The 26456-nt window shown below is 58.0% G+C and carries 22 protein-coding genes; 11 read left to right on the top strand and 11 right to left on the bottom strand.

Annotation, left to right across the window (positions count from 1 at the left end; all coding sequences use genetic code 11):
* Window positions 1-112: 112 nt before the first annotated feature.
* The gene (locus tag GRX76_RS16155) at window positions 113-1237 is read left to right on the top strand and encodes a glycoside hydrolase family 18 protein (protein ID WP_201276846.1); all 1125 of its coding nucleotides are present in this window, start codon (window positions 113-115) and stop codon (window positions 1235-1237) included.
* A 64-nt stretch (window positions 1238-1301) separates the two neighbouring features.
* On the opposite strand, the gene holA is transcribed toward GRX76_RS16155, so the two are convergent.
* The 3 genes from holA to leuS all read right to left on the bottom strand — a co-directional run bounded on the left by holA (window position 1302) and on the right by leuS (window position 5643).
* A complete protein-coding gene (gene holA, locus GRX76_RS16150; protein WP_160154247.1) occupies window positions 1302-2306 on the bottom strand; it encodes a DNA polymerase III subunit delta in 1005 nt (334 codons plus the stop codon).
* A 16-nt stretch (window positions 2307-2322) separates the two neighbouring features.
* The gene (gene lptE, locus GRX76_RS16145; protein ID WP_236250418.1) at window positions 2323-2841 is read right to left on the bottom strand and encodes an LPS assembly lipoprotein LptE; all 519 of its coding nucleotides are present in this window, start codon (window positions 2839-2841) and stop codon (window positions 2323-2325) included.
* A gap of 204 nt (window positions 2842-3045) precedes the next feature.
* Window positions 3046-5643, bottom strand: coding sequence for a leucine--tRNA ligase (gene leuS / locus GRX76_RS16140; protein ID WP_160154245.1), 2598 nt, complete (start codon window positions 5641-5643; stop codon window positions 3046-3048).
* Between the two features lie 97 nt (window positions 5644-5740).
* Between leuS and GRX76_RS16135 the strand changes: the two genes are divergently transcribed.
* The 3 genes from GRX76_RS16135 to GRX76_RS16125 all read left to right on the top strand — a co-directional run bounded on the left by GRX76_RS16135 (window position 5741) and on the right by GRX76_RS16125 (window position 7696).
* On the top strand, window positions 5741-6223 hold the full coding sequence (locus tag GRX76_RS16135; RefSeq protein WP_160154244.1) for a hypothetical protein: 483 nt from the start codon (window positions 5741-5743) through the stop codon (window positions 6221-6223).
* Window positions 6224-6326: 103 nt separating this feature from the next.
* Window positions 6327-7109 (top strand): YdcF family protein, encoded by a 783-nt coding sequence (locus tag GRX76_RS16130; protein ID WP_160154243.1) that lies wholly within the window; start codon window positions 6327-6329, stop codon window positions 7107-7109.
* Between the two features lie 182 nt (window positions 7110-7291).
* A complete protein-coding gene (locus tag GRX76_RS16125; RefSeq protein WP_160154242.1) occupies window positions 7292-7696 on the top strand; it encodes a hypothetical protein in 405 nt (134 codons plus the stop codon).
* Window positions 7697-7738: 42 nt separating this feature from the next.
* Here GRX76_RS16125 and GRX76_RS16120 read toward each other — a convergent pair whose 3' ends face one another.
* From GRX76_RS16120 to miaB, 6 genes are all read right to left on the bottom strand, one after another.
* Entirely contained in the window at window positions 7739-8671 is a 933-nt protein-coding gene (locus GRX76_RS16120) for a TIGR01777 family oxidoreductase (protein ID WP_160154241.1), read from the bottom strand.
* A 359-nt stretch (window positions 8672-9030) separates the two neighbouring features.
* Window positions 9031-10605, bottom strand: a complete 1575-nt coding sequence (lnt, locus tag GRX76_RS16115) for an apolipoprotein N-acyltransferase (RefSeq protein WP_160154240.1) — start codon at window positions 10603-10605, stop codon at window positions 9031-9033.
* A complete protein-coding gene (locus GRX76_RS16110; RefSeq protein ID WP_236250417.1) occupies window positions 10605-11501 on the bottom strand; it encodes an HlyC/CorC family transporter in 897 nt (298 codons plus the stop codon). Before GRX76_RS16110 ends, lnt begins: the two co-directional genes overlap by 1 nt.
* Before the next feature lie 8 nt (window positions 11502-11509).
* Window positions 11510-12082, bottom strand: a complete 573-nt coding sequence (gene ybeY, locus GRX76_RS16105) for an rRNA maturation RNase YbeY (RefSeq protein WP_160154239.1) — start codon at window positions 12080-12082, stop codon at window positions 11510-11512.
* Between the two features lie 13 nt (window positions 12083-12095).
* Window positions 12096-13157: a PhoH family protein gene (locus tag GRX76_RS16100; RefSeq protein ID WP_160154238.1), complete on the bottom strand. Its 1062-nt coding sequence runs from the start codon at window positions 13155-13157 to the stop codon at window positions 12096-12098.
* A 333-nt stretch (window positions 13158-13490) separates the two neighbouring features.
* Window positions 13491-14870 carry a tRNA (N6-isopentenyl adenosine(37)-C2)-methylthiotransferase MiaB gene (gene miaB, locus GRX76_RS16095; RefSeq protein WP_160154237.1) on the bottom strand — a complete coding sequence of 460 codons (1380 nt, stop codon included), beginning with the start codon at window positions 14868-14870 and terminating at the stop codon, window positions 13491-13493.
* A 194-nt stretch (window positions 14871-15064) separates the two neighbouring features.
* Here miaB and GRX76_RS16090 point away from each other — a divergent pair, with 194 nt between their 5' ends.
* Window positions 15065-15397 (top strand): DUF1820 family protein, encoded by a 333-nt coding sequence (locus tag GRX76_RS16090; protein ID WP_201276845.1) that lies wholly within the window; start codon window positions 15065-15067, stop codon window positions 15395-15397.
* Between the two features lie 133 nt (window positions 15398-15530).
* Here the strand turns inward: GRX76_RS16090 and GRX76_RS16085 are convergent, their stop codons facing one another.
* Entirely contained in the window at window positions 15531-16511 is a 981-nt protein-coding gene (locus GRX76_RS16085; RefSeq protein ID WP_160154236.1) for a collagenase, read from the bottom strand.
* Between the two features lie 501 nt (window positions 16512-17012).
* Between GRX76_RS16085 and GRX76_RS16080 the strand changes: the two genes are divergently transcribed.
* From GRX76_RS16080 to GRX76_RS16055, 6 genes are all read left to right on the top strand, one after another.
* The gene (locus GRX76_RS16080; protein ID WP_160154235.1) at window positions 17013-18386 is read left to right on the top strand and encodes a hypothetical protein; all 1374 of its coding nucleotides are present in this window, start codon (window positions 17013-17015) and stop codon (window positions 18384-18386) included.
* On the top strand, window positions 18386-19204 hold the full coding sequence (locus GRX76_RS16075; protein WP_160154234.1) for a hypothetical protein: 819 nt from the start codon (window positions 18386-18388) through the stop codon (window positions 19202-19204). Before GRX76_RS16080 ends, GRX76_RS16075 begins: the two co-directional genes overlap by 1 nt.
* A gap of 165 nt (window positions 19205-19369) precedes the next feature.
* On the top strand, window positions 19370-20161 hold the full coding sequence (locus GRX76_RS16070) for a UDP-2,3-diacylglucosamine diphosphatase (protein WP_160154233.1): 792 nt from the start codon (window positions 19370-19372) through the stop codon (window positions 20159-20161).
* Window positions 20158-21834, top strand: a complete 1677-nt coding sequence (locus GRX76_RS16065) for a lysophospholipid acyltransferase family protein (protein WP_160154232.1) — start codon at window positions 20158-20160, stop codon at window positions 21832-21834. Before GRX76_RS16070 ends, GRX76_RS16065 begins: the two co-directional genes overlap by 4 nt.
* A 439-nt stretch (window positions 21835-22273) precedes the next feature.
* Window positions 22274-23752 (top strand): nodulation protein NfeD, encoded by a 1479-nt coding sequence (locus GRX76_RS16060; RefSeq protein WP_160154231.1) that lies wholly within the window; start codon window positions 22274-22276, stop codon window positions 23750-23752.
* Between the two features lie 21 nt (window positions 23753-23773).
* Window positions 23774-24544, top strand: a complete 771-nt coding sequence (locus tag GRX76_RS16055; protein ID WP_160154230.1) for a slipin family protein — start codon at window positions 23774-23776, stop codon at window positions 24542-24544.
* Window positions 24545-24603: 59 nt separating this feature from the next.
* Here the strand turns inward: GRX76_RS16055 and pgi are convergent, their stop codons facing one another.
* Window positions 24604-26217, bottom strand: a complete 1614-nt coding sequence (gene pgi, locus GRX76_RS16050) for a glucose-6-phosphate isomerase (protein ID WP_160154229.1) — start codon at window positions 26215-26217, stop codon at window positions 24604-24606.
* Between the last annotated feature and the right edge of the window lie 239 nt (window positions 26218-26456).

The following is a 26456-nucleotide window of genomic DNA, read 5'->3' as shown; positions in this document are numbered from 1 at the left end:
GTCGCCGTTGCTGCGCCTGTGACAGCGTTGTCACTCCCTGGTGTCAGGCGTTAGGATACGGGCTCGAAAATAGTGATTGCTGTTCCGTAGAAAAAACGCAGGAGAAATGGCGATGGGGAATTGGTGGCGTTGGTGTGGCTTGTGGCTGGTGCTGATGGGCAATACGGCTGTTGCGGATAAAGGACTGGAGGCGTCGTCGGTGAGTCCCGATGCGCTGGCTGTGATGGGCTACTACACGGGCGATGGCAAAGACCTGGCACGCTATGACTTCAACAAGCTCACTCACTTGATATACAGCTTCGTATACCTGGATGGTAACGAAATGGCGTTTCGCGACGGGGAAGCACGCGATTCCTATCAGCGTCTGCTGGCACTGAAAGCGCAGTATCCCCATCTCAAAGTAATGCTGGCGCTCGGTGGCTGGGGCGGTTGCGAACCCTGCTCGGATGTCTTCTCCAGTGCGGAAAATCGCGCTGCGTTTGCGCGCTCGGTGAAAAAAACCTTGGACACTATTGGTGGTGATGGCATCGACCTGGACTGGGAGTATCCCGCCATTGAAGGTCACCCGGGCCACCCGTTTAAGCCTGAAGACCGCGACAACTTCACTGCACTGGTTCAGGAATTGCGGCGGGTGCTCGGGGAAGATTCGCTGATTACTGTCGCTGCCGGTGGCTTTGATGCATTTTTGCAGAAGTCCCTGGACTGGCAGGCAGTCACTCCGCTGATCAATAGCATCAATCTGATGAGTTACGACCTGGTTAACGGGTTCAGTACCGTGACCGGTCACCAAACTCCACTTTATTCAACGGATCAGCAGAAGCAATCCACCGACAATGCCGTGCGTTGTCTACTGGATGCCGGCGTGCCGGCACAGAAAATTGTGATTGGTGCGGCCTTCTACTCGCGGGTTTGGGAAGGCGTTGAAGGCGGCAGCGATAACAATGGACGTTACCAGGCTGGTAGGCATGTACCGGGGCTGCGCTTCGCCGAACAGGACGCGGAGTACCGGAATGAAAACGGGTACGGTGTTTTCTGGGATAAAAAGGCGGCTGCCGCCTACGCCTATAACGCTGAGCAAAAGCGCTACGCGACCTTTGATAATCCACGGTCGGTGGCACTGAAAACCCGCTATGCGAAAGAGCACCGGCTCGGGGGTATTATGTTCTGGGAACTGCCTGGGGACAGCGACGATGGAAAACTGGTGGATGCCATTTACGCGGAAAAAATCGCCGAGTAACTTTTCGATCTTGTAGATGGTCTCCAACTAAAGGGTGGGCTCGCGGGAGCGAGTCCGCCCCACGTCAGATACTGCGTTTACCGGAAAGATTGAGTGTCAGTTCCAGCAGGCCCGCCCAGGGGTCCATTTCTTTACCGCCTTTGATGGCATTGTCCACAGCGCGGGCGCGCAGCAGGAAATTTTCCAGCTGGCGAGGGTGTAGCCGCTGGCAGGCAGCCTGGATCAGAGGTTGGCGCTTCTGAATGCGCACCAGCCGATTGAGTGGTTGCCCCTCGTCGAGCTTCTGCTGGGTTTCCAGCAGTGTGCGAATCTCCCGGGCGATGGCCCAGAGCACGACCGGTGCTTCCACCCCTTCGGCGCGCAGCCCTTGCAGGGTTTTCACCGCGCCGGCGGCGTCCGCGGCCAGGGCTTTGTCGATCAGTCCGAAAACGTCGTAGCGTGCCGAGCTGGCGACGGCGTTGTTCATGGTGTCGGCACTGATGACATTGTCTTGCGCCAGCAGCTTCAGCTTTTCGATTTCCTGGCTGGCGGCCAACAGGTTGCCTTCGACCCGTTCGGCGAGTATCTGGATAGCTTCGGGTTCGGCGTCGAGGCCGGCGGCGCGCAGTCGCTGGTGAATCCAGCGTGGCATTTCTGCGGCATCTACCGGCCAGATCTGAATCAGTACGCCTTTGGCGTCCAGCGCTTTGACCCATTTGCTGTTGAGCTGGGCGCGATCCAGTTTTGGCAATACCAGGAGCAGTAGTGTCTCCTCGTTTGCCATATCGGCAAATTCCTGCAGGGCTTTGCTGCCTTTATCGCCGGGTTTTCCACCGGGCAGTCGCAGTTCAATGATTTTTTTGTCGGCAAACAGGGAGAGGCTGCCTGCGGCGGAGAGCAGTTGCCCCCAGTCGAAGTTGGCTTCGCCGTGGAGCAGGTCGCGTTCAATGAAGCCGTGATGACGGGCCGTATCGCGGATGCTGTCGCAGCACTCCTGGATCAATAGCGGTTCGTCCCCGGTTACGACGTAAATGGGGGCGAGCCCCTGGCGGAGGTTCTGTGGGAGTTGTCTGGGGTTGATGCGCGCCATAGTGCTTTGTTGCCGTTCAGGGGGCGATGGGGCTGTCGCTGACCGGTGTGCTGATTTCAATTCGGCGCAGGCGGTCGATGATACGGCTGATGAGTTCGCGGCGCATTTCTTCCCGCTGCAGGCGTTCTTCTTCGCCTTTACTCGCCACTTCGTCTTCGTCCCACTGGAGGATGCGGTAGACGTCGGCCTGGGCGTTGGTGAGGAGGTATTTGCCGTTGCGGTCGCGCACGCTGTATTCGGCGCTGGTGATGAGTTCGTATTCGGAGGCACGGCCTTTGGCGTCTACGGAGACGGTGCGCTTTTGCTCGATTTCTTTGTGTACGGTAAGGACGAAGTCGGCTTCGGTGGCGTCTTCGGCAAGCGGCAGGCCGCTGGTTTGCAGCAGGCGGGTGATGCTTTCACTCAGGTCGCTGCGCGGGTTTTCGGTGGTGATATAGAGTTTGCTGCCCGGCGGGAAGTTTTTCGGTGCACCGCGGAGTTGCCAGCCGCAGGCTGAGATTGTGACGGCTAGGATTATCGTTAGTGTGCGGAGCATAGTGGTCTTCATCGGGATCTGTTGCGTTCTTTATTGGCCTTGTGGCGGCCGGGCGCCGGGTACGGGTTTTCAGGACCGCTGTGGATACATCCCTGTACGCTGCGTCGGCGACGTCCATGTCGCCGACGCTCCTGAAAACCCGTACCCGTCACCCGTCCTTCGCATCTGATATTTGTGCTTCGTTGCCGAGGCGATGGTTGGGACTTAGTTGGCGACGATATTGACCAGCTTACCCGGCACCACGATCACCTTGCGCACGGTGAGGCCTTCGGTGAACTTCACCACGTTTTCGTCTGCCAGTGCCTTCAATTCCAAGGTGGATTTGTCGGTGTCTGCAGGTACTTCCAGTTTTGCACGCAGCTTGCCGTTGACCTGCACCACCAGGGTGATGCTGGAGCGTACCAGGGCTTTCTCGTCCACTTGCGGCCACTGGGCATCGACCAGCTCGCCAGAGTTGCCCAGCGCATTCCACAGTTCGTGGCTGATGTGGGGGGTTACCGGCGCGAGCAGCATGACGGCGGCTTGCAGGGCTTCGCGTTCTACCGCGAGGCCGTTGGCGGAGTCGCGCTCAGCAACCTTGCCCACTTCGTTCAGCAGTTCCATTACCGCGGCGACGGCGGTGTTGAAGGTCTGGCGGCGGCCGTAGTCGTCGCTGACTTTCTGGATGGTTTCGTGGGTCTTGCGGCGCAGCTGCTGTTGCTTGTCGCTCAGGTTGTTTACATCAATTTCGACGCTGCCGTCGCCGGCTTCGATATGGCCGTGGACGGTTTTCCACAGTTTGCGCAGGAAGCGGCTTGCGCCTTCCACGCCGGAATCGTGCCACTCGAGGGTTTGCTCGGGGGGCGCGGCGAACATGGTGAACAGGCGGACGGTGTCGGCACCGTATTCCTGAACCGCTGCGTGGGGGTCGATGCCGTTGTTTTTGGACTTGGACATTTTCACCACGCCGCCGGCGATGACTTCTTCGCCAGTGGCGCGCTCGATGGCTTTGATCGGCTTGCCTTTGTCATCGCGCTCTACGTCGACAGCAGTAGGGGCGATCCAGGTTTTGTGGCCGTCGACTTCTTTGTAGAAGGATTCGGCCAATACCATGCCCTGGCACAGCAGGCGCTTGAAGGGCTCGTCGTTCTTTACCAGGCCTTCATCACGCATCAGTTTGTGGAAGAAGCGTGCGTATAGCAGGTGCAGGATGGCGTGTTCGATGCCGCCCACATACTGGTCCACCGGCAGCCAGTAGTTGGCGCGGTCCGGGTCGAGCATGCCTTCTTCGAAGTCGGGGCAGGTGTAGCGGGCGTAGTACCAGCTGGATTCCATGAAGGTGTCGAAGGTGTCGGTTTCACGCTCGACGGCTTCACCGTTGTATTCGTCTTTGCACCACTCCGGATCGGCCTTGATCGGGGAGGTGACGCCGTCCAGTTCCACATCTTCCGGCAGCAGGATCGGCAGTTTCTCGGCCGGGACCGGGATCTCGCTGCCGTCGGCCAGGTTGAACATGGGGATGGGCGCGCCCCAGTAGCGCTGGCGGGATACACCCCAGTCGCGCAGACGGTAGTTGGTGGTGACGCGGCCCTTTCCGGCAGCTTCCAGGCCGTCGGCGATGGCATTGAACGCGGCTTCAAAGTCGAGGCCGTCAAAACCGCCGGAATTTACCAGATTGCCTTTTTCGGTGAAGGCTTCTTTGTCCAGGTCGATAGATTCGTCGCCAGCGGGCGCGACTACCTGCTTGATCGGCAGGTCGTATTTCTTGGCAAATTCCCAGTCGCGCTGGTCGTGCGCGGGCACTGCCATCACGGCACCGCTGCCGTAATCCATCAGTACGTAGTTGGCGACCCACACCGGGACTTCTTCGCCGGTGAGCGGATGGATGGCCTTGAGACCGGTATCCATGCCTTTCTTGTCCATGGTGGCCATATCGGCTTCGGACATGGATTGCTTTTTGCACTCGGCAATAAAGGCTTTCAGTTCGGGCTTGCTCTCGGCCAGCTCCAGCGCGATCGGGTGCTCGGCAGCGAGCGACACGTAGGTCACGCCCATCAAGGTGTCCGGACGGGTGGTGTAGACATCGAAGTGGTCAACGCCGGCAATGGTCTTCGGCAGTGCGAAGGCCAGCTCGACACCCTTGGATTTACCGATCCAGTTGCGCTGCATGGTGCGCACCTGCTCCGGCCAGTCCGGGAGTTGGTCCAGGTCTTTCAGCAGTTCTTCGGCGTAATCGGTGATCTTGATAAACCACTGGGCCAGCTCGCGGCGTTCCACGGTGGTGCCGCAGCGCCAGCAGCAGCCGTCTTCCACCTGCTCGTTGGCCAGCACGGTGGCGTCGTGGGGGCACCAGTTCACCGCGGAATTCTTTTTGTACACCAGGCCTTTCTTGTACAGGCGGGTGAAGAACCACTGCTCCCAGCGGTAGTAGGAGGGCTGGCAGGTAGCCAGCTCGCGGGACCAGTCGAAACCGAAACCCAGGGCCTTCAGCTGGCCCTTCATGTAGTCGATGTTGGAGTAGGTCCACTTGGCCGGTGCGGTCTTGTTCTGGATCGCGGCGTTCTCCGCCGGCAGGCCGAAGGCGTCCCAGCCCATGGGATGCAGCACGTTTTTGCCCTGCATGCGCTGGTAGCGGGAGATCACGTCGGTGATGGTGTAGTTACGCACATGCCCCATATGCAGTTTGCCGCTGGGGTAGGGGAACATGGATAGGCAATAGAACTTGTCGCGGCTGGGGTCTTCCTTTACCTCGAAGCTTTTCTGCTCGGCCCAATGGCCCTGGGCGGCGGCTTCGACTGCGGAGGGGTTGTACTGCTCTTCCATCTGTGGGGAACCTATACTCTGTGACTCGATCTATTGGGATATTCTGACCGGGAGCCTGATACCCGGCCGGAAAACGGCGAATTATAGGAGGGATAGGGTGAGTAAGAAACCTAAAGCGGCCGGGAAGGCCGAGAATCCCGGTCTGCCAGATGAAGATGGGCGCCTTTCTACCGAGGTGCGCCGGGACCTTGAGAAGCTGGTTGAAGGTGAGCTGGCGGTCGAAGATCTCACGGCCAGCAAGGCCGCGTTTTTGAAAGCCTGGCTGAAAGACGACCTGCATCGGGCGGAAGATTATGTTGATGAGCTGGGCTATGAGCTGCGGGTACTGGAAGAGCGCACCGGTGACTGGTTGCTCGATGCCGCCGACCCCACCAAGACCGCTTGGCCCTGTGTCATGCGCTGTATCAAGCGCGGCGAGCCCTGGGCATTGGCAGGGGAGACTGTGGGTAGCGGCGAAGAGCTGCAATGCCTGGGGTGCGGATACCGGGCTCTGCCGGAGGCGGGTAGCCAGATTACGCCCTGCCATCGCTGTGGTTACGGGTGTTTCCGGCAGATTACCGGGGGATTGTCCGCGGAGTGAATGCCAATCCCTGCTAACACGCATTTGCTCCTGGTGAGTATTTTCGCAATACCTGACCCGCGCTCTGTGAATCGAACACTGTATAAATAACGACTTGCACAAGATGGAACTGCAAACCGCATTGGCTACTCTGATCATGCCCCCTTTTGCGCCACTCGCCGGGCTATTGCTGGCGCTGGTGCTCTGGTTTTTCCCCTCCTCGAGCCCGGTCGCAAAATTGTCACTGCCGCTGGCTATTCTCTGCTTCGCCACTTTATGGGTGTGCGCAACTCCGGCCTTTTCGGGTTGGCTGGGGCAGCGTCTGGTAGACCGGCAACTGGAGACGCCCAACGTTGAGCCCGGAGCCGTGGTGATTCTCGGTGGTGGCCGCTACCGGGATGAGGCTAGTGGCTCTGAGAGGCTGTCCGCGACCAGCCTGGAGCGGGTTGCCTGGGCGGTGGCTGAGGCCCCGGAGGCGCTGCCAATACTGGTGTCTGGTGGGCGGGTCTACGTCGGAGAGAAAGCGCCCGAATCCGACCTGATGGCCGGCGCTCTGGAGAAGCTGTTCAATCGCTCGGTGACTTGGCGCGAGAATTGCAGCCGAACAACGGCGGAAAATGCCTCCAACTCTGCGGCACTCCTGCACGATTCCGGGGTCGAAACTGTGCTCCTGGTAACCCACTGGTGGCATATGCCCCGGGCCGCCGAGAGCTTTGCCCGCGCTGGTATTCAGGTTCGCCCCCTGCCGGTTGGCAGCCCGGGCGAGCTGGTGCCGCGCGCAGAGAGTGGGTTGCTGCGCTGGCTGCCCAATGCGGCGGCGCTGCTGCGTACCCAGGTGTACTGGCGTGAACTGGTGGGTGATCAGTGGTACCGCTGGCGTCCAATGCCTGAGCGCCGCAGTTGTTGAAGGTGGAATCTGGTTGAAGTTGACTGATCTGGTACTGTCGTTCCGGATCGGTGCTTGATGCAGCTTCTAGATAAAACTAGTATGGGCGCCCTTGTCCGACGGTTTCTAGTGAAACCTTTCAGGGCAAAAGCAGAGCGCTCGCTGCACATAACAACATAAGAAAAAATCGAGGTAATGTTCAGATGAAGGGTATTCCATCATCCCTGTCGCCGATTCAGTTGCATAATCGCTTGAACCGCCCTGTGTGGATTGGTTTCAAGATGACCCGGCGCGGCAAGCGCCAGCTGGTGCTCTTGTCCACGGGTACCGAGGGTGGCGCTCAGCTGAGCAAGAACTTTGAAACCTTTGTGGGACAGATTGTCCGCGAATTCAAAATCGACCCGGCGCAGACGGATTTCGTGGAGCTTCGCCAGGAAAAAGGCCAGAGCGATATTGGCGAGAATGGTGCCGTAGCCCACAGTTGGTACCGTTGGCACGCGCACTGGGTTGGCTCCGCCCCCATGGAGTGCCGGGCTGACCCGGTCACCTCGGACAGCGCCTGCAGCTATCTTGAGGAAGCGCTGCTGCGCAGTACCGCCGCCGCCTGATAGCTCCATCCCGCATACTCTCCTGAGCCCGCAACTGCGGGCTCAGCGCGTTCTGGAGGACGCCTGGGCGTTGCCATTTTCATGGTTGGGGCCGAGGAGGTCGGCCAGGGCTTTTTCCAGGGTGGGATATTGAAAGCTGTAGCCACTGTCCAGTGCCGTGCGCGGTTCCATTCTCTGGCTGGCCAGTAGCAGCTCTTCGGCCATCTCCCCAAAAATCAGCTTCAGTACCCAGGCAGGCATGCGCATCAGGCTGGGGCGGTGAAGTTGTTTGGCCAGCAGGCGGGAAAAGCTGTTGTTGGTCACGGGCTCGGGGGCACAGGCATTGAACGGGGTACACAGCTGCCGGTCGATGGCGTGCAGCATCAGGCCCACGATATCGTCCTCGTGAATCCAGCTCATCCACTGTTCGCCACAGCTCATGGGGCCACCGACGCCCAGGCGGAAAGCGGGCAACATCTCCACCAGGGCACCGCCGCGGGTCGACAGCACTATGGCGGTGCGCATGATACCGACGCAGATACCGGACTGTTGCAGCGGGAGGGTGGCCGCCTCCCAGTCACGGCAGAGGTCTGCGGCAAAGCCGCCGCCGGGACCGCTGGATTCTTTTAGCAGATCGCCGCCGCGATCCCCGTAATAGCCCACGGCAGAGCCAGAGAGTACATACCTGGGGCGTTCGGGGCGGGACAGAATCCACTGCACCAGTCGCTCGGTAGTCTCCAGGCGCGACCGGCGAATTTCCTGTTTGTTGTTGCTGTTCCAGCGTTTGGAAATGGTTTCCCCGGCGAGGTTGATGACCACATCAACCGGCTCCTCGACCTGCTGCAGGTCGCGTACCCCGCGGGCCGATTCGCCGCAGAGTTGGTGAACCTTGTCCGGGCTGCGGCTGAGAACCGTCAGGGTGTTACCCCGCGCCAGCCACTTCGCACAAAATAGACGGCCTATCAATCCAGTGCCGCCAGTGATTAAGCAATGCATAAATCAGGCATCCGTGCCGCACATCGATCTGTCTGTGCATGGAAAATCTTGTCGCCGGTCGCGGTTGAAAGCACGCAGTCGTCAATCGCTGCTCGGTACCGGCTGCCGGCAATCCCGCCGGCCATATGTTAGTGCATCAACCCCCGCGAATTGATCGCGTCAATGTGACAGCCAGGCTGTCATCTTCGGGTGAATATCTCTGGATGATAGCAGCCGCTAACATACTTGGTGCACATTGCCAGTAATAAACGGCGGCGCGAGTAGAAGCGGGCGGCAGCAGGGGGGAATGCGCGTCTCGGTAGCCGAAATGCTGGCGGGGAGGGTGTTGTGGCAGTACTGTCTGGGAAATGGCGAACCGGTTAGTCCGCCATTTCCCGTGCAAATACGGCCTCAGCGTTGGCTGCGGGGCGCCGCTGCAACAGTGCAGCGGCAATCAGCATCAGTGTGGCCAGTGCGACCAGGCCCCAGACGCCAATGAGCATAAATGGCGTGGTGCCATAGCGGGCCTCTACCGTGCCGGTGAGGGTGGCCTGCTCAAACTGCGGTAGCTGATTCGTGATACTGCCATCGGGCGCAACGATGGCAGTAACGCCGGTATTGGTACCCCGTACCAGGTAACGGCGGGTTTCCAGCGCGCGCATCTGTGCCATCTGCATGTGCTGCAGGGGGCCGATGGACTTGCCAAACCAGGCATCATTACTGAGGGTGAGCAACACTTCGGCGTCGCCAGCGCTCTGGGCGACCAGTTGCGGGTAGACGATTTCATAGCAGATCAGCGGGGCCCAGCTGAGAGAGCCCGCGATCAGCGGTGCCTGCCCTTCGGGTCCGGGGCGGATGAAAGAGGTTGGCAGGTTGAAGAATTCGATGGTGCCGCGAATCCAGTCTTCCAGGGGCACATACTCACCAAATGGCACCAGATGGCGCTTGTGGTAAAGCTGTTCGCTCTGGCCGAATACGGCAGCGGAGTTGTGCACGACCCGGCGGTGGTCCCGCTCGGTATCGTAGAGGATGCCGGTAATCAGGTCGGTTTCTGATTGCCGCGCACTGTTCTGCAGTGCGGACATCAGGTTCGGCGCCTGGTGGTACAGCAGCGGCAGTGCCGCCTCGGGCCAGATCACCACGTCGACATTTTGCTGGTGCAGGGTTTCGGTGGCAGTCTGGTAGCGCTTGATCGTCTCGCCGCGAAATTCCGGCAGCCACTTTTTATCTTGCGGGATGTTCGCCTGTACCAGGCCAACAGTCAGGGTTTTGTCGCCCGTACTGGTCCATTCCAGCTTACTCAATGCCAGTCCCAGGGGCCAGATCAGCAGTGCGGCCGCGCACAGGGCAATGGCATTGGCAGACTTCCAGGGGGCTCGTTTGTCGAATCGAAAGGCGCGCCGTGCGACCAGCGCAATTACTGCAGCGCTGAACGCCAGCAGCAGGCCAATGCCGTAAACACTCAGGACCGGAGCCCAGCCGGCAAGCCAGGTGTGAATATGTCCGTAACCGGCAAACAACCAGGGAAAGCCGGTAAACATCCAGGTGCGGCACCACTCACTCACAAACCAGAGAGCGGCAAAAGCCAGCGCGAAGGAGGTCGGCTGCGCGCGGAAGCGGGAGAGAGCGGCGAACGGCAGTGCGAAGACCACCGCAAGAATACCGACAAAGGCTGCGGTAAGGAAAACACCCAACACCGCCGAGGAACCGCCAAAATCCGTGATGGAAACATACACCCAGGAGCCGCCAGTGCCATAGAGCCCCGCGCCGTAGCACAGCGCCAGCCAGTAGCAGGTTTTGCTACTCAGCGGGGCAGGGTTGCGGGTGGGGGCGAGTAACCAGGCGAAGAGCCCAACAGACAGCAGGCTGCACCACCAGTAATTGAACGGTGCAAAGGAGAGCGTCAGCAGGCCGCCCGCAATCAGGGCGGCCAGTGAGGTAAGGTATTTGGACATCAGCCGTCTTCTTCAGCGGGCCTGTCAAATCGACTTACACGCAGCAGGTGAATCTGCCGGTTGTCGGCGTAGAGTACGCGGAATTTGAAATCGCCGAGTTTGGTCATTTCATCGCGTCCGGGCAGGTGACCGAAGGACTGCATGATCAGACCACCAATGGTGTCGAATTCCTCGTCGCTGAACTCGCACTCGAAGTACTCATTGAAGTCTTCGATGGGGGTGAGCGCCTTGACCACGTAATCGTTGTCGCTCACTTTGCGGATAAAGCTGTCCGCTTCTTCCTCATCGGTCTCATCTTCGATTTCACCGACGATTTCTTCGAGAATGTCTTCAATGGTCACCACACCGGAGACGCCACCATACTCGTCGATTACGACAGCCATGTGATAGCGATTCTCGCGGAACTCACGCAGCAGGATGTTGAGGCGTTTACTCTCGGGAATAATCGTGGCCGGGCGGATGATATCTTCCAGGCGAAACTGATCCACGCCTTTCAATACCAGTGGCAGCAGGTCTTTTGCCAGCAAGATGCCGCGGATATCGTCGATACTCTCGCCCACCACGGGGAAGCGGGAGTGGCCGGATTCGATGATCTTGGGCAGGAATTCTTTGGGGTTGTCATTGATGCTGACCACCACCATTTGCGAGCGCGGAATCATGATCTCGCGCACTTGTTGGCTGGATACGTCCAGCGCGCCCTCGATGATGGACAGGGCTTCCGCGTCTACCACTTTGTTTTCGGCGGCGTCCTTGATGATGTCCAGCAGCTCATCGCGAGATCTGGGCTCTGAAGAAAAAGCGCCCAGTATTTTCTCCAACCAGTTTTTCTCCCCCGATCGAGGGCGGTTGGAGGAGGAGCTACTTGGGGGTTCGTCGGTGGTCATGGATGTGGCCATACTCCGCGTTACTCGTCGGTTCCATCTGAAAAATTGTCTGCCGGCACCGCTTGTACCGACGCATCATTGTGTGCAGATACCGGCGCATAGGGGTCGTTAAATCCCAGCTGGGCCAGTATGCGGGTTTCGAGGTTTTCCATGATCTCGGCTTCATCGTCCTCGATATGGTCGTAACCCAGAAGATGTAGTGTGCCATGGACGGTCATGTGCGCCCAGTGTGCCGCAAGTGCTTTGTGCTGTTGTTCCGCTTCGTGGGCGACTACGGGAGCGCAGATTACCAGGTCACCCAGCAGTGGCAGTTCCAGCTCCTCGATCAATTCTGCAGGCAGGTCTGACGGGAACGAAAGCACATTGGTGGGTTTGTCTTTGCCGCGATACTGACTGTTTAGTGTCTGGCTCTCGTCTTCATCGACGATGCGCACGGTCATTTCGGCCTGGTCGTGGTGGTGGCCCAGCGCGGCGGTTGCCCAGCGCGTGAGCTCTTCGTCACTCGGCAACCCCGGTTGTTTGGAAGCCCGCTGCACATCGAGAAAGAGTTCAGCGGGCGGGAGCGACGTGGGCTCGGTTTGATTGGTGTTCATGGTGGTCGCGGCCTCAGGCCGCGTCTTCTCCGGCCGCTTTGAGTGCGGCTGCTTTGCGGGCTGCGCGCTCGGCTTCCTCTTTTGCTTCCACTTCCGCCTCGTGCACGCCGTAGGCTTCCACAATGCGCTGTACCAGCGGGTGGCGCACCACGTCTTTGGCACCGAAATGGGTGAAGCTGATGCCGTTGACCTTGTCCAGTACCTCGATCGCATGGCGCAGGCCGGATGCCTGGCCGCGGGGCAGGTCGATCTGGCTGGGGTCACCGGTAATCACGGCGGTAGAACCGAACCCGATACGGGTCAGGAACATTTTCATCTGTTCGCGGGTGGTGTTCTGGCTCTCGTCGAGAATCACAAAGGCGTTGTTCAGGGTACGGCCGCGCATATAGGCCAGCGGAGCCACTTCGATCACGTTGCGCTCGATGAGCTTGCCCACGGTCTCGAAGCCCAGCATTTCATAGAGGGCGTCGTACAGGGGGCGCAGGTAGGGGTCGACCTTCTGGCTGAGGTCGCCGGGCAGGAAGCCCAGCTTCTCGCCGGCTTCCACCGCCGGGCGCACCAGCAGAATCCGCTCGACGGAGTCTTTAAGTAGGGCTTCTACGGCGCAGGCAACGGCGAGGTAGGTTTTACCGGTACCGGCAGGGCCTATGCCGAAGTTGATATCGTTGGTCTGAACCGCGCGTACATATTTGCGCTGGTTGATCCCTCGCGGGCGCACGGAGCATTTCTTGGTGCGGATCAACACGACCTGATCGTCTTCACCTTCTTCGATCTGCTGTCTGCCGCTGATCAGCTCTTCGATCCCGGATTCCTGCAGGGCGAGGTGGATCTGTTCCGGAGTGACTTCGTCATTGGCTCCGGCTTCCTGATACAGGTTGCTCAGTATCTCGCCGGCGGCGCGGGCCGATTTGGCGTCGCCATAGAAGGCAAACTGATTGCCGCGATTGCGGATTTCGATATCCAATCGCTGTTCTATCTGGCGCAGGTGTTGATCGAATTGGCCACAGAGGTTGGCCAGGCGGCGAGCGTCGTTGGGCTCGAGGGTGATGCTGTGAGCGAGGGCTTGTGTATCCAAATTGGTTTCCGTGCACCTTTTGTCTTTGGGTTCTGACTGTAGGTTATACCCATTTCGCCAATATGGGAAAGGCTGGTTTGTGACGAATGGGTTCTAACCAGTCTCAGGGCTTATAACAGGGGAGTATGACGGTTTGTGGATACTGACTTTCCAGACGTCCACTGAGCCTGCTTGCAGGCAATGGTTGTTACTCTGTAGCGGATATTGTGGCGGCCCTGCTGCCGGAATTCGTTTCCGGGACACGCTACAAGCACGTCCATGTGCGCTCGGGCGCGGCCATCCATGGCCGCGCACGGTCCCGGAAACGAATCCCGGCATCAGCGCCTTCGATTCTTAGCCCAGTGGCCCATCCAGCTCAGAAGCTACCAAGGTGCCGCGCAGGGAGTTCGGCAAGGCTTCTTCAATCAGCACATCGGCAAATTTGCCAATCAGCTCCAGCTGGTCGCAGCGGAAGTTGACCACACGGTTGTTTTCGGTCCGGCCCTGAAGCTGTCCCGGGTCTTTCTTGGAGACACCGCTGACCAGAACGCGCTCTACGTTACCCACCATGCGACGGGCGATTTCCGCGGCCTGCTGGTTGATGCGGTGTTGCAGTAGTTGCAGGCGCTGCTTTTTCAGCTCTTCGGGTGTATCGTCCGGCAGATCGGCCGCAGGGGTGCCGGGGCGTGCGGAATAGATGAAGCTGAACGAGATATCGAAACCCACGTCCTGAATCAGCTTCATGGTGGCTTCGAAGTCACGCTCGGTTTCGCCGGGGAAGCCCACAATAAAGTCGGACGACAGGCAGATGTCCGGGCGGATTGCTTTCAGGCGACGGATCTTGGATTTGTACTCCAGCGCAGTATGGCCGCGTTTCATTGCCATCAGAATGCGGTCGGAGCCACTCTGTACTGGCAGGTGCAGGTGGTTCACCAGTTCCGGCACTTCGGCGTAAACGTCGATCAGGGCATCGGAAAACTCGACCGGGTGCGAGGTGGTGTAGCGGATGCGGTCGATGCCGTCGATGGCGGCTACGTAGGTAATCAGCTCGGCGAAGTCCACCAGCTGGCCATCGTCGCCTTCTGCACGGTAGGCGTTGACGTTCTGGCCCAGCAGGTTGACCTCGCGCACCCCCTGGTCGGCCAGGTGCGCCACTTCTTCCAGCACATCGGCCACCGGGCGGCTCACTTCTTCACCGCGGGTGTAGGGCACTACGCAAAAGGTGCAGTATTTGGAGCAGCCTTCCATGATCGATACGAAGGCGCTGGCGCCGTCGGCCTCGGGCTGCGGCAGGCGGTCGAATTTCTCGATTTCCGGGAAGGAGACATCCACGACGATAGCGCCGCTCTTCTGCTTCTTGGTTTCCATCATTTCCGGCAGGCGGTGCAGGGTCTGGGGGCCGAATACCAGGTCAACGTAGGGCGCGCGCTTGGCGATGGCCTCACCTTCCTGGCTGGCGACGCAGCCGCCCACACCAATCACCAGATCGGGATTCTTTTCTTTCAGGTGCTTCCAGCGGCCCAGTTGATGGAATAATTTTTCCTGCGCCTTCTCGCGGATAGAACAGGTGTTTACCAGCAGTACATCGGCTTCTTCGGGATCATCGGTGGGCACCATCTGGTGGGATTCACCCAGCAGGTCCCGCATGCGCGCAGAATCGTATTCATTCATCTGGCAGCCGTGGGTCTTGATGAAGAGCTTTTTCACCGGTTTTTCGGAAAGATCGGAAGACATAGCGCGCCTGGTTAAAAACTAGCCAAATTAAAAGGTGGGGCATTATACCGGCCACTCTGCGGGCTGCATAGACGGGGGGCTGAGAGAGTGCTAACCTTCCGCGCTTTTTCGGGCCCAGCCCTCCCGCACACTAGAATTGGCGGGGCTTCTGATTTACCGAGCGTTTACTTCGACCTCCCTCCACTGAGCGATCTATGGCCAACCCAATCTACAAAGTCATTTTCCACAACCAGAACCAGGTGTTCGAACTCTATGCCCGCGCTATCTACCAGAGCGAGATGTACGGCTTTATCGAGGTGGAGGAGTTCGTGTTTGGGGAGAAAGCCCAGCTGGTGGTGGATCCCAGTGAAGAGAAGCTGAAAACCGAATTTGCTTCTGTGAAGCGCTCGTATATTCCTCTGCACAGCATCGTGCGGATCGACGAAGTTGAGAAAGAGGGCGTCGGCAAGGTGCACGAGGTCAAGGGCGACAAAATTGCCCAGTTTCCATTCCCTGCGCCCATGCGTCACCCGAGTGACAGCGAGTAAGTCGCGACAGTTTGTCCCTCCCATCGCAAAAAAAACGGGCCTCTCGAGGGCCCGTTTTTTTTGCGAAAAATCACAGTGATAGTGATAAAGCTTATATTGCCGGGCACTTTCGTTTTAGGCCCGGAAATTCCGCTTACTGACTGTGTGAATGGCCGCGGCGTTTTTCTTCTGCTGCGGAGTGCTTTTTCAGCAAGTCATCCCGTTTACTGTCCCGCGGAGCACCGCGGGCACCGCTGTCCACCAGGCCGTTGAGCCAGTTCTGATACTCGGCCTCGTAATTGCTTTCCCAGCTGTTGAGATAGGCGGAATAGCTGGTGTAATCGTTATTCTTGAGCGCGTTCGTCATCGCAATGACTTCATCGTAGTGATGCTCGAACAGGAAGCGAATAGCGAGGTAACTCCAGCGGTACACCTGGTCCGTTTTGTCGCGGTAGGTGGTATCGAATACGGACGCAAGGCTGGGTTTGCGGTGGCGCGGTTTGTGATTACGTGCGACTTCGATGGCCTCTGGGTTGCTATTGCCGAGGGACAGGTATTCTGCGAGCCCTTCGGACCACCACACCATATTGCCCGGGTAGTGATTGAAACCGCCGTACGCGATAAATCGGCCATCCAGGTAGTGCACGTATTCGTGCTCCAGGTTCCAGATTGCAAATTCAGGCCTCAGCCAGGAGGCCTCGTGGGCATAAAAACTGGCCTGGTTGCCCGGGGTGGATGGGGTGCCCTCAATATAGATGCCACCGTTATTGGTGCTGATGCCAAATAGTGCATACCCGTAGCTGTCATACTGACTGTAATCATCAAACACAACGACACGCAGATCGGTGTTGTAGTCGTCTGGCACCGGGACCTGATTGGTCTGCAGGCGCTGGTGGAAGAGCGCTTCTCCAGCGGAAAGGTCTGCGCAGGTTGCATTTAGCTGGCTTGCGCTCATGTCCTGTGCTCGGATTTTTAACGTACTACTGCAGCTGTGCTGGATGGGGAGAACCTGGTCAATATCTGCGGCGGTTGTTGTCGCTGAAATCGCGGCCAGGGTAGCGACGGCTATCCACGCAAATGACCAGGTGAAATTGCTCGGTCGGGTGTGGGGCGTGATGTCTTGAGTAAGCGTCATGGAAGGTTCCTGTTGTTATTGTTCACGTCTGACGTGCTTTCTTTATTGATTTTTTGATACCAACGGATGCTTCCGCGAAATAACGGCGACGAATTTATTTGTCATTGGGTGCGAAAGCAATTTCAAGCTTATGCTTAATTTGACTTTGGGTTCAATGTCTATTTGTTTGTATGGCGCGCTATTCAACGTTTGACTCTTTCGGGATGCCTGGGCGCGGAGTAATGGCAGGAAATATCTGTAAAGTTGGCGTGAAAACTTACTGATTGGTAACGCTTTGTCGCATTGGCGACACAGAGATGCGCTGGGGGCTATTCTGAAAGTAAGGGTTTTTCCGCTATGGCGCCTTGCTCAATCTTGGCCGTCTAATGCTGGCCCAGGCGCGATTAACAGGCGTGAACAGGAGCGTTCACCAAAATGCACCTGGAGCCGGTCGCGCTGGCCGCGCCAGAAAGTGGAATACACGAAAAACCTAAAATGTAGTGGAAGTTTTTAGGTGAGCTCATGACCTCAATACCGGCAACCAAGGCCGCCATTTCCGCCCTGAAAGTTGAGCAGCGCGTTGAGCGTGATGTGAAAGCGGGCATCCCGGAAATCGATCGCCGCAGTCATACGGAAAGTGAAGAGAGCCTGCGTTCCTATGTGGTGCGGGAAATCATTGGCCGGGTACATGAAAACCGGCAGGCCGAGCTGGATGCGCAGGTGGAGGCGCGCAGCGAAGTAGAGATCCGGCAGCTGTGCCAGGAACTCAGAAACACCGACGCCTTCGTCGAGAAAAAAATTGGCAGCCGGGTAGCGAACCTGGTCAGTGGGCTCAAGCGCCGCGCACAGGAACTGTCAGCCCTGCGGATGGATCTGGAAATTTTCAAACACCGCAACGGACTTACCCGGGAGGCGATCTACCGGGAATCGAAAATCCTCCACTATTCAGTAATCTTCTTTATCGTCATTCTGGAAACGTTGCTGAATGCTTTTTTCCTGTCAAAAGGCAGCGATCTCGGGTTGGTCGGTGGCTTCTTCCAGGCATTTATCATCACGCTGGTCAATCTGGGGATTGCCGCTTTTATGGCCTTCGCCCTGCGCAACTGCTTTCATTCGAACTACATCAGGAAAGCCGGTGCCTTGGCTCTGTTACTCACCTTGCTGACCACTGGCGTTACCTTTGTACTGGGGGTTGGCCACTACCGCGAGGCCCTGGAACTGGATCCCTTTACCGCCTCGCAACTGGCCATGGCCAGCCTGTGGGAGAAGCCCCTGGCGATTCAGGATTTCAATTCGTGGATCATGGTGGTGGTGAGTGGAATCGCCCTGATATTACTGACCACCAAATTTTTTGTGGTGGAGGATCGCTACCCCGGGTACACCGCAATCACTCGCCGGGTGCGGGGTATGCAGGACGCCTGGGCCGCGGCCTACGAAGATGCGATCGACAACGTCAATGAGTTGGCGGAAGAAGTGCAGGATGAACTGGCCGAGCGGGAGAAGACGATTCGTGCACAGTTCATCCAGTTTAAGGCCAGTATCGAGCGCAGTGAGGAGATTCACCGCAATTACCAGGAAGACATCATTAAGGCTCAGGGGTTACTGGATGAATTGATCCGCTACTACCAGTCTTACTCCGCGCGGATGATGAATCGCCGCGCTGCCTACTTCGGTGAACTGTTGCGCTTTGAGTTGGACAAGATCCCGCAGTTGAACACTACAGGGCTGGAGCAGCACAAGCGCGACCTGGTGGCTTTTGAGCTGTTGGTTGAGGAGCTGGACGAGGAATACAGCGCGGCAATCACCACCGTGAATGAGCGCTGTGAAAAGGTACAGGCCTCCTTTGCGGCACTGGTTGACCGCCTGGAGCTGGAACACGGGCTGCGGAGGGCCTGATGGCGAAGCGTGCAGTGAGAGGGACCAGGCAATCCCGACGAGGCGGCCTCGGGCTGTCCGCGGAAGATAAAAAGGGCGTTGTGCTCTTTGCCTGCGGATGCCTGATCTTGCTGGCATTGGGCGCATTTGCCTTGCAGGTCATTCGATCGCCGGAGCGGGACTATGACAAAGTAACCCTGTGTAACCCGAGCCTGCCGAGGTTTGCCCAGCACCTGGTCGTGATCGATGCATCAGACACCCTGTCCGTGCACCAGGCGCACTTTCTCAAAACCTATCTTGCCGGCCTGCTGGATACCGCCGCGGTCAACGATCGCTTTTCAATCTTTGTTCTGGACGACCATTACAATGGCCTCTCGGAACCGGTGGTGGATTTATGTAAGCCGCACTCGGGCAAGGACGTCAGCGCGCTGACGGCCAACCAGCAGTTTGTGCAGGCGTTGTACCGGGAGCGTTTCGAGAGGCCCCTGGATAGCGCCATCGCCCAGGCCGTGTCCGCCGGCGAGCAGCCAGTTTCCCCGATCTATGAAGCCCTTTCGGATGTGGCGGCCCTGAACCACTTTGACCCCTCGGCGGAAAACGTCCACCTCACCATTGTCAGCGACATGATCCAGAACTCCCGAGCCGGCTCCGTGTTCAAGCGCGGCTCGGCAGCCATCGATCAGTTGCCGTTGATTGACCTGCGGCGGGCCACTACCCGCGTCTACTGGCTGGATCGGGAGAAGTACCAGCACTACCAAACGGCGGAACTCCAGGCGAGCTGGCAGGACTACCTCGGCAGCGTTTCCCGGTTGGAACAAATACAACGAGTTCGTAACTAGTAGCCGGATTAGAATCTGATTCCCCGAAATGGCGACTTACGTCGCTCCTTTCCCTTTAATGGCCAACTTGCAATAGAAGCTTCAAGAAACGGCCGCCGATTTGTAAGAAAACTCAAGCAAAGTTTCCGGTAACAGAATTGTCTAAACCAGACATGGGACTTGCCAATGAGTAATCGATATCGCGCCCTGTGGATCTCCGATGTGCACCTGGGCAGCCGGGATAGTGAACCGCAGCGGTTGGCGGACTTCCTGGCCCAGAATTCGGCGGATACGGTGTACCTGGTGGGCGACATCTTCGATATGAAAGCCCTGTCCCAAGGCAAGGGCAGCTGGTGCCAGGCGTCGACACTGCTACTCGGTATGCTGTCGGAGATCAGTAGTCACACGCCGGAAGTCATCTATGTACCCGGCAATCACGATGCGCCCATGCGCAGTTGGGCCGGCAAGCGCCTTGGCAATATCCGCGTCGAGCGGGAATGGACCCACACCACCGCAGACGGCAAACGCTACTGGATTACCCACGGCGATCAGTTCGAGCATCACATCCAGATCAACCCCGTCAGTTATCACATCGGTGATCAGAGTTATTACCTGATGCTGCGTTTTAATCGCTGGATCAATTACTGGCGCAGCCGCTTTGACCTGCCCTGGTGGTCGCTGGCCAATCACGTCAAGAATCGCGTCAATGCCGCGCGCCGCATGATGAACAAGTTCGAGGATGTGGCCATCCGCGAAACCGGTCGCCGCGGATTTGATGGCGTGATTTGCGGCCATATCCATCGCGCTGGGATTCGCCACAGCGCCACACAGCAGCAGGCTGTGACATACGCCAACTGCGGTGACTGGGTCGACTCCATGACTGCGGTGGTAGAAGACAAACATGGTGCCCTGGATATTTTGCACTGGCACCGCACACCCAAAATTGCCCGTATCATGACAGAGGCGGTCGCCGCATGATTCAACTGGAAAACCTGTTACAGAAAAACCCCTGGTACAGTGCCGCACCGTCGAGCCCGACACGACGCCTGGTATCTGCCACGGTAAAGAAAATCTGCTGTGAACAGCAGTTGCAGCAGTTTGGTCGCGACTACCCCCATCTCGGCGGGCTGGATTTTATCCGCCAGGTGTTTCGTTCCTTCGATTTCCACTATGACATCAACCCCGCGGAGCTGGAGCGTATTCCGGCCCAGGGCCCGCTGGTGATTGTTTCCAACCACCCGCTGGGCAGCCTGGACGGCCTGGCCCTGATCGATATGGTGGCGCGGGTGCGCAAGGATGTGAAAGCGGTCGCCAGCCAACTGCTGTGGAATATCGAGCCTCTACGCAGTTATCTGTTGCCAGTGGACAACTTTAACGGCCGCACGCGTCGCAGCGATGTGGAGGGGATTTACCAGCACTTGCATTGTGGCGGTGCCATTATTGTTTTTCCCGCTGGCGAGGTTTCACGTCTTACGCCACAAGGGGTGCGCGATGGTCGCTGGAACCCGGGTTTTATCCGCTTCGCGGAAAAGACCGGGGCGCCGATTCTGCCGGTGCAGGTGCGCGGGCGGAATTCCCTCTGGTGGTACGGACTCTCGATGGTGAATAAACCACTGTCGACCCTGTGGTTGGTCAGGGAAATGTTCAAGCAGGTGCGCCGCGGCATCGATATTCGCATCGGCACACCGGTAACGCCGGAACACTACCGCAACTGGCCGATGGCGCCGCGTGCCCAGGCCAAGCTGTGGAAAAAGCAGGTGTACCGCCTGCACAAGAATTCGCAGAGCCTCGCGCCCGAACCCATTGCCTGTGCTGAGGTTGCTACAGAAGTGGCGGCAGTGTTGAGCCACTGCAAAACGCTGGTGGAGCAGGGCGAGTTCGCCGTCAAGCTGTATCACCAGCAGGCCGACTGCCCGGTAATGCGCGAGCTGTCACGCCTGCGGGAAATTGCCTTTCGCGCTGTGGGTGAAGGTACCGGCAACAGTCGCGACTGGGATGCCTTTGATGCCTACTACGACCACCTGCTGCTGTGGGACAAGGACCGCCAGCAACTGGCGGGCGCCTACCGACTGGTTAATACCGATGGCCTGAGTGCGGACAAGATATACAGCACCACGCTATTCAACTACTCGGGCTCCCCGGAACAATGTCTGCCGGGCTCTGCGGAGCTGGGCCGCAGTTTCCTGTTGCCGGAATACTGGCGCAGCCGCGGGCTGGATTTGCTCTGGTGTGGTATCGGGCAGTGGATTCAGCGCAATAATCGCCGTTACCTGTTTGGCCCCGTATCCATGCCGGGCAATTTCTCCCGCCGTGCCAAATCCGCCATAGTGCGCTATTTCCTGCATCACTTCGCCGCAGAAAAATCCATGGGCAATGCCCGCTTGCCATTTGTGGAGGCGAGGGATGACCTGCCCGAACTGACTGGCGATGCTCACCAGGACATGCTGCAACTGAAACAGATTTTGAAAGAAGACGGGGTAGTGCTGCCGCCACTTTTCAAAAAATACACCTCGGTAACCGTCCCCGGCGGCACCAGCTTCCACGCCTTTAACATCGATCCGGACTTCTGTGATTCGGTAGATGGGCTGGTGGTGGTTGACCTGGAAAAGATGGACCCGAAGTTTGCCAGGCGCTACCTGGCACGTGGTTAGTGTAATTGGATAGAGCGCCAGCTCACCATAAGGCCGACATTCCCGACTTCATGCGCGTTAAGGTATTCCATACTTTTTTGCCAGGCGATCGATGTCTTCCTGTGATCGCCGGGTTTTGGTGCACTTGATGTTGAAGCGCTGAGTGACATTGCTGTCGATATCTCCTGGTAGCAATTTCCTTTCTTTCCAGCAATGATTTCCTTCCTGAAAAAAACATCCTGCTATCGGTGGTGATCTCCATATCGGGAAGTTCAAGTTTCCGTACTCTTGCGCGCTCATGAATGCGTTATCTGGTGAGTTCCCGGTGGCGCCTCATGGTTTATGCCGGCGCAGGAAGTGTCGGCCGGTGAGTGGATTGGGCATCGCTTTCCTTATGCGTCCAGATGGTTCTGTTACGCTTGTAGTTTCCGTCCAGGCTTTCGCACCCGGAATAAACATCATGCTCAAGTGGTGGTCGAAAGAATTAATTGCCTGTCTGCTTGCTGTAGTGGCGCAGCTCATCTCTATTAGTATTTCTGCCCAGGAAAGCGAATCCGCAGAGCGGAAGCCGCATATTGCGCAGCTTTCTATCAATGGGCCAATAGGACCTGCAACAACGGATTACCTGACCCGTACCAGTGACAAGGCGCGGGAGCAGGGCGCACAACTCATTATCATCAATATGGATACGCCGGGCGGTCTTGATGCGGCAACCCGGGATATCATCCAGCACATTCTCGCTTCCGATGTTCCCTACGTTACCTATGTCACCCCCGCTGGTGCCCGCGCGGCCAGTGCCGGTACCTATATTCTTTACGCCAGTCATGTGGCCGCCATGACACCGTCCACCACCCTGGGCGCAGCGACACCAGTACAGATCGGCGGAGTGCCGGGGCAGCAGGAACCGCAGAAAGAGCCGCGGAAAGAGCCTGACAAGACAGCTGACAACTCCCCGGAAAAGCAACCGGAGACGAAGTCCGACAAAGCGCCGGAAGGCGCCGGTCAGTCGGGTTCCGCGGAACAAGCGAGTGCGCCGGAGTCAGAAGGTCAGGGCGGTACCGCCATGGAGCGTAAGGTCATCAACGATTCGGTCGCCTATATCCGGGGGCTGGCCAATCGCCACAAGCGCAATGCGGACTGGGCAGAAAAAGCGGTGCGTGACGCGGCCACCCTGACGGCAAAGGAGGCGCTGGCAGAAAATGTCGTGGATGTAGTTGCCGACAACCAGCAACAACTGCTGGCACAGCTTGCCGGCCGAGAAGTGGTCATGAGCTCTGGCAAGCAGCGCATCGCCGCAGAAACGACGAGACTTCCGGTAGTGACTTACGCGCCGGACTGGCGCAACGAATTACTGTCGCTGATTACCAATCCCCAGGTGGCCTACATACTGCTGTTGATCGGGATTTACGGGCTGATTTTTGAAGGCTACAGCCCTGGTGCCATAGTGCCCGGTGTGGTCGGGGTCATTTGCCTGCTACTGGCTTTTTATGCGCTGCAGGTGTTGCCAATTAACTATGCAGGCCTGGCTCTGATTATCGTGGGGGCGCTGCTGATTGCGGCGGAACTCTTTGTGCCAAGTTTTGGTGCCCTGGGTATTGGTGGGGTCATCGCGCTGATCATTGGCTCGGTAATGCTGATCGACAGTGATGTGCCAGGTATGCAGGTCTCCAGGGGTTTGATTGGTGCTATCGGCGGTGTCAGCGGGCTTGCGTTACTCGGTGTCCTGTACGCAGTAGGGCGCAGTTTGCGCAAGCCTAAAATTGCTGCCAACCAGGCGATGGTGGGGCGCACCGCGGTAGTCACCGAAGTAGAGCCTGAGTTGTTGGTGAAAATTGGTGGTGAAATATGGCGTGCTCGCTGCGACAACTTGTTGGTCGAAGGGCAATTGACGACGGTGGTGGCGGAGCACGGGTTGCTGTTGCAGGTTGCACCCGAATAGGGAATAGATGGGAGGCTAGGGATGATTAGCTACTTCGGAACGTTATTGGCGCTAGCGGTTGTATTGTTGGTTATGTACGCGATTCGTGTCTTGCGAGAGTACGAACGCGCGGTGGTGTTTTTTCTGGGGCGTTTTCAGTCGGTGAAGGGGCCTGGTCTGATCATCATTATTCCGATCATTCAGACCATGGAGCGGGTCGACCTGCGGGTGGTGGTCATGGATGTGCCAACTCAGGATGTGATCAGCCGCGACAATGTGTCGGTGAAGGTCAACGCGGTGGTGTATTACCGCGTGATCGATCCCGAGTCGGCGATCATCAATGTGGAAAACTACCACGAGGCCGTGAGCCAGCTGTCACAGACGACACTGCGTTCTGTATTGGGCAAGCATGAATTGGATGAAATGCTTTCCGAGCGCGACAAGCTCAATGTGGATATCCAGAAGATCCTTGATGAGCAGACGGATGCCTGGGGTGTGAAAGTCACCAATGTGGAGATTAAGCATATCGATCTGGACGAGAGCATGATCCGGGCGATTGCTCGCCAGGCGGAGGCCGAGCGTTCGCGGCGGGCGAAAGTGATTCATGCGGAGGGTGAGGCGCAGGCGGCGCTTAAGTTGACGGAGGCTGCTGACCAGCTATCCAAAAACCAGAATGCGATGACGTTGCGCTATATGCAGACGTTGATTGATATTGCCGGCGAGAAAAACTCAACCATTGTATTCCCGCTGCCGATGGATTTGATTAAGCCGCTTCTTGATCAGGGGGCAAAGCGCAGTGGTTCCGTTAGCTAGTTGAGTGGCGGCGGAGCACCGCCACTGGACTGCCTAACTTAATGCCAATACATCTGAAGTTACTTGAGAAGTAGCTTCAGAAGATGGGCCGTAGAACTATCCCAATCCTCCGGAATATCCCCCTCAATGGCCGCATGCACGCCATTACCAAGTACCTTGCCTAACTCCACACCCCACTGATCAAACGGATTGATATCCAGCAGGCAACCGAAGGTAAACACCTTGTGCTCGTAGAGCGCGAGCAGGCTACCCAGGTGGAAGGGGTCCAGCCTTTCCACAACCAGAGTGTTGCTCGGGCGGTTGCCGGGTACCACTTTATGGGGCGCCAGTTGATGAACCTCTTTGTGGGTATGGCCGGAAGCCTCCAGCTCTTTGCGTGCTTCTGCCAGGGACTTGCCCTTGAGCAGCGCCTGACTCTGGCTCAGGCAGCAGGACAGCAGCCACTGGTGCTGTTCTTTCAGCCCAGAGGTCGGTTCCTTGATGGCAACGAAGTCCGCCGGAATCATATCCGTGCCCTGGTGTAGCAGCTGGTGGAAGGAGTGCTGGCCATTGCTGCCTTCAGCCCCCCAGATGACCGAGCCGCTGGGGTAGGGCAGGTGTTCGCCACCGCGGGTTACGCTCTTGCCCAGGCTCTCCATGTCCAGCTGTTGCAGCCATGCCGGGAACTTGGCCAGGCGCTGGGCGTAGGGCAGTACGGCAAGGCTGCCGGCGCCCCAGCACTGGCGGTACCAGAAATGGATCAGCGCCATCAGTACCGGCAGGTTTTCCGCAAACTCCGCTTCGGCAAAGTGGGTGTCCATGGCATTGGCGCCTTTCAGCAAGTCGCAGTAAGCCTCGAAGCCGCAGGCCAGTGCAATCGGCAGGCCGATGGCTGACCAGAGGGAGTAGCGGCCGCCCACCCAGTCCCACATGGGGAAAATGTTCTGTGCGGCAATGCCGAAATCCTGGGCAGCGACAATGTTGCTGCTCACGGCAACGAAATGCTTTTCCAGATCAGATTCTGCACAGCCCGCGTCGAGTACCCACTGGCGTGCGGAAAGTGCGTTCTGGCGAGTTTCCAGGGTGGAGAAAGACTTGGATGCGACAATGAACAACGTTTCGTCAGCGGGCAGGCCAGCCAGGGTGTCGCTCAGGTCCGCGCCGTCGATGTTCGCGACAAAATGCACCGTGAGGGCCTGGGTGTGCCAGGGGCGCAGTGCTTCGCAGACCATGCGCGGGCCCAGGTCAGAGCCGCCGATACCAATGTTCACTACATGGCGGATACCCTTGCCGGAGAAACCGGTCCAGGCACCGCTGTGCACGCGCTTAACAAACTGTTCCATTTGCGCACGGCAATCGGCTACGGCCTGCTCGTGCTCGCTCCGGGGTTCTCCCTGAAAGCGCAGTGCGGTGTGCAGCGCAGGGCGGTGCTCGGTGTTGTTGATATTGGTTCCGGACAGTAGCGCGTCGATACGCAGCCTTAGTTGCGCCGTGTCGGTGTACGCCAGCAGCTGTTTCAGGGTGTCTGCGCTGAGCAGGTTTTTGCTGTAGTCCAGGTAGATGCCCGCAGCGGCCGCGCTGAACTCCTGGGCGCGTTTCGGGTTGGCAGAGAACAGCTCTCTGAGCGACCAGCGCTGCTGATCTTTGTGCTGTTGCAGGCTGGCGATGGCGGCGGAAAGAGGCAGAGCATCCATGGTCAATTATTCTTCACTGTCTGAGGAAAAGAGTGGTAACGGAAAGACGCAAATATTAGCGACAAATCCGCACTGCGGCCAGCGTGTGGCATGGGTGCAGCTTAGTTGCGGCCTGGGTGGATATGTCGAGTAAACGAAGCACAATAAAACAGCAATGGATTACTGTGGTTGCACCCGAATGGCGCGGTTACTGGTAAGTGCGGATGGAAAAACAGCCGGAGAAGCGGGTGTTTACAGGC

It is taken from the genome of Microbulbifer sp. ALW1, assembly GCF_009903625.1.
GTDB lineage: Bacteria > Pseudomonadota > Gammaproteobacteria > Pseudomonadales > Cellvibrionaceae > Microbulbifer.
The sequence above is the reverse complement of the archived record's forward strand: the minus strand, read 5'-3'. Positions and strand labels throughout refer to the sequence as shown.

Excerpts from the sequence above, each read along its gene's own strand:
- GRX76_RS16155 (WP_201276846.1), top strand. The coding sequence starts at position 113 with ATGGGGAATTGGTGGCGTTGGTGTGGCTTGTGGCTGGTGCTGATGGGC.
- holA (WP_160154247.1), bottom strand. The coding sequence starts at position 2,306 with ATGGCGCGCATCAACCCCAGACAACTCCCACAGAACCTCCGCCAGGGG.
- lptE (WP_236250418.1), bottom strand. The coding sequence starts at position 2,841 with ATGCTCCGCACACTAACGATAATCCTAGCCGTCACAATCTCAGCCTGC.
- leuS (WP_160154245.1), bottom strand. The coding sequence starts at position 5,643 with ATGGAAGAGCAGTACAACCCCTCCGCAGTCGAAGCCGCCGCCCAGGGC.
- GRX76_RS16130 (WP_160154243.1), top strand. The coding sequence starts at position 6,327 with ATGGAACTGCAAACCGCATTGGCTACTCTGATCATGCCCCCTTTTGCG.
- GRX76_RS16125 (WP_160154242.1), top strand. The coding sequence starts at position 7,292 with ATGAAGGGTATTCCATCATCCCTGTCGCCGATTCAGTTGCATAATCGC.
- GRX76_RS16120 (WP_160154241.1), bottom strand. The coding sequence starts at position 8,671 with ATGCATTGCTTAATCACTGGCGGCACTGGATTGATAGGCCGTCTATTT.
- lnt (WP_160154240.1), bottom strand. The coding sequence starts at position 10,605 with ATGTCCAAATACCTTACCTCACTGGCCGCCCTGATTGCGGGCGGCCTG.
- GRX76_RS16110 (WP_236250417.1), bottom strand. The coding sequence starts at position 11,501 with ATGGCCACATCCATGACCACCGACGAACCCCCAAGTAGCTCCTCCTCC.
- ybeY (WP_160154239.1), bottom strand. The coding sequence starts at position 12,082 with ATGAACACCAATCAAACCGAGCCCACGTCGCTCCCGCCCGCTGAACTC.
- miaB (WP_160154237.1), bottom strand. The coding sequence starts at position 14,870 with ATGTCTTCCGATCTTTCCGAAAAACCGGTGAAAAAGCTCTTCATCAAG.
- GRX76_RS16090 (WP_201276845.1), top strand. The coding sequence starts at position 15,065 with ATGGCCAACCCAATCTACAAAGTCATTTTCCACAACCAGAACCAGGTG.
- GRX76_RS16085 (WP_160154236.1), bottom strand. The coding sequence starts at position 16,511 with ATGACGCTTACTCAAGACATCACGCCCCACACCCGACCGAGCAATTTC.
- GRX76_RS16080 (WP_160154235.1), top strand. The coding sequence starts at position 17,013 with ATGACCTCAATACCGGCAACCAAGGCCGCCATTTCCGCCCTGAAAGTT.
- GRX76_RS16075 (WP_160154234.1), top strand. The coding sequence starts at position 18,386 with ATGGCGAAGCGTGCAGTGAGAGGGACCAGGCAATCCCGACGAGGCGGC.
- GRX76_RS16070 (WP_160154233.1), top strand. The coding sequence starts at position 19,370 with ATGAGTAATCGATATCGCGCCCTGTGGATCTCCGATGTGCACCTGGGC.
- GRX76_RS16065 (WP_160154232.1), top strand. The coding sequence starts at position 20,158 with ATGATTCAACTGGAAAACCTGTTACAGAAAAACCCCTGGTACAGTGCC.
- GRX76_RS16060 (WP_160154231.1), top strand. The coding sequence starts at position 22,274 with ATGCTCAAGTGGTGGTCGAAAGAATTAATTGCCTGTCTGCTTGCTGTA.
- GRX76_RS16055 (WP_160154230.1), top strand. The coding sequence starts at position 23,774 with ATGATTAGCTACTTCGGAACGTTATTGGCGCTAGCGGTTGTATTGTTG.
- pgi (WP_160154229.1), bottom strand. The coding sequence starts at position 26,217 with ATGGATGCTCTGCCTCTTTCCGCCGCCATCGCCAGCCTGCAACAGCAC.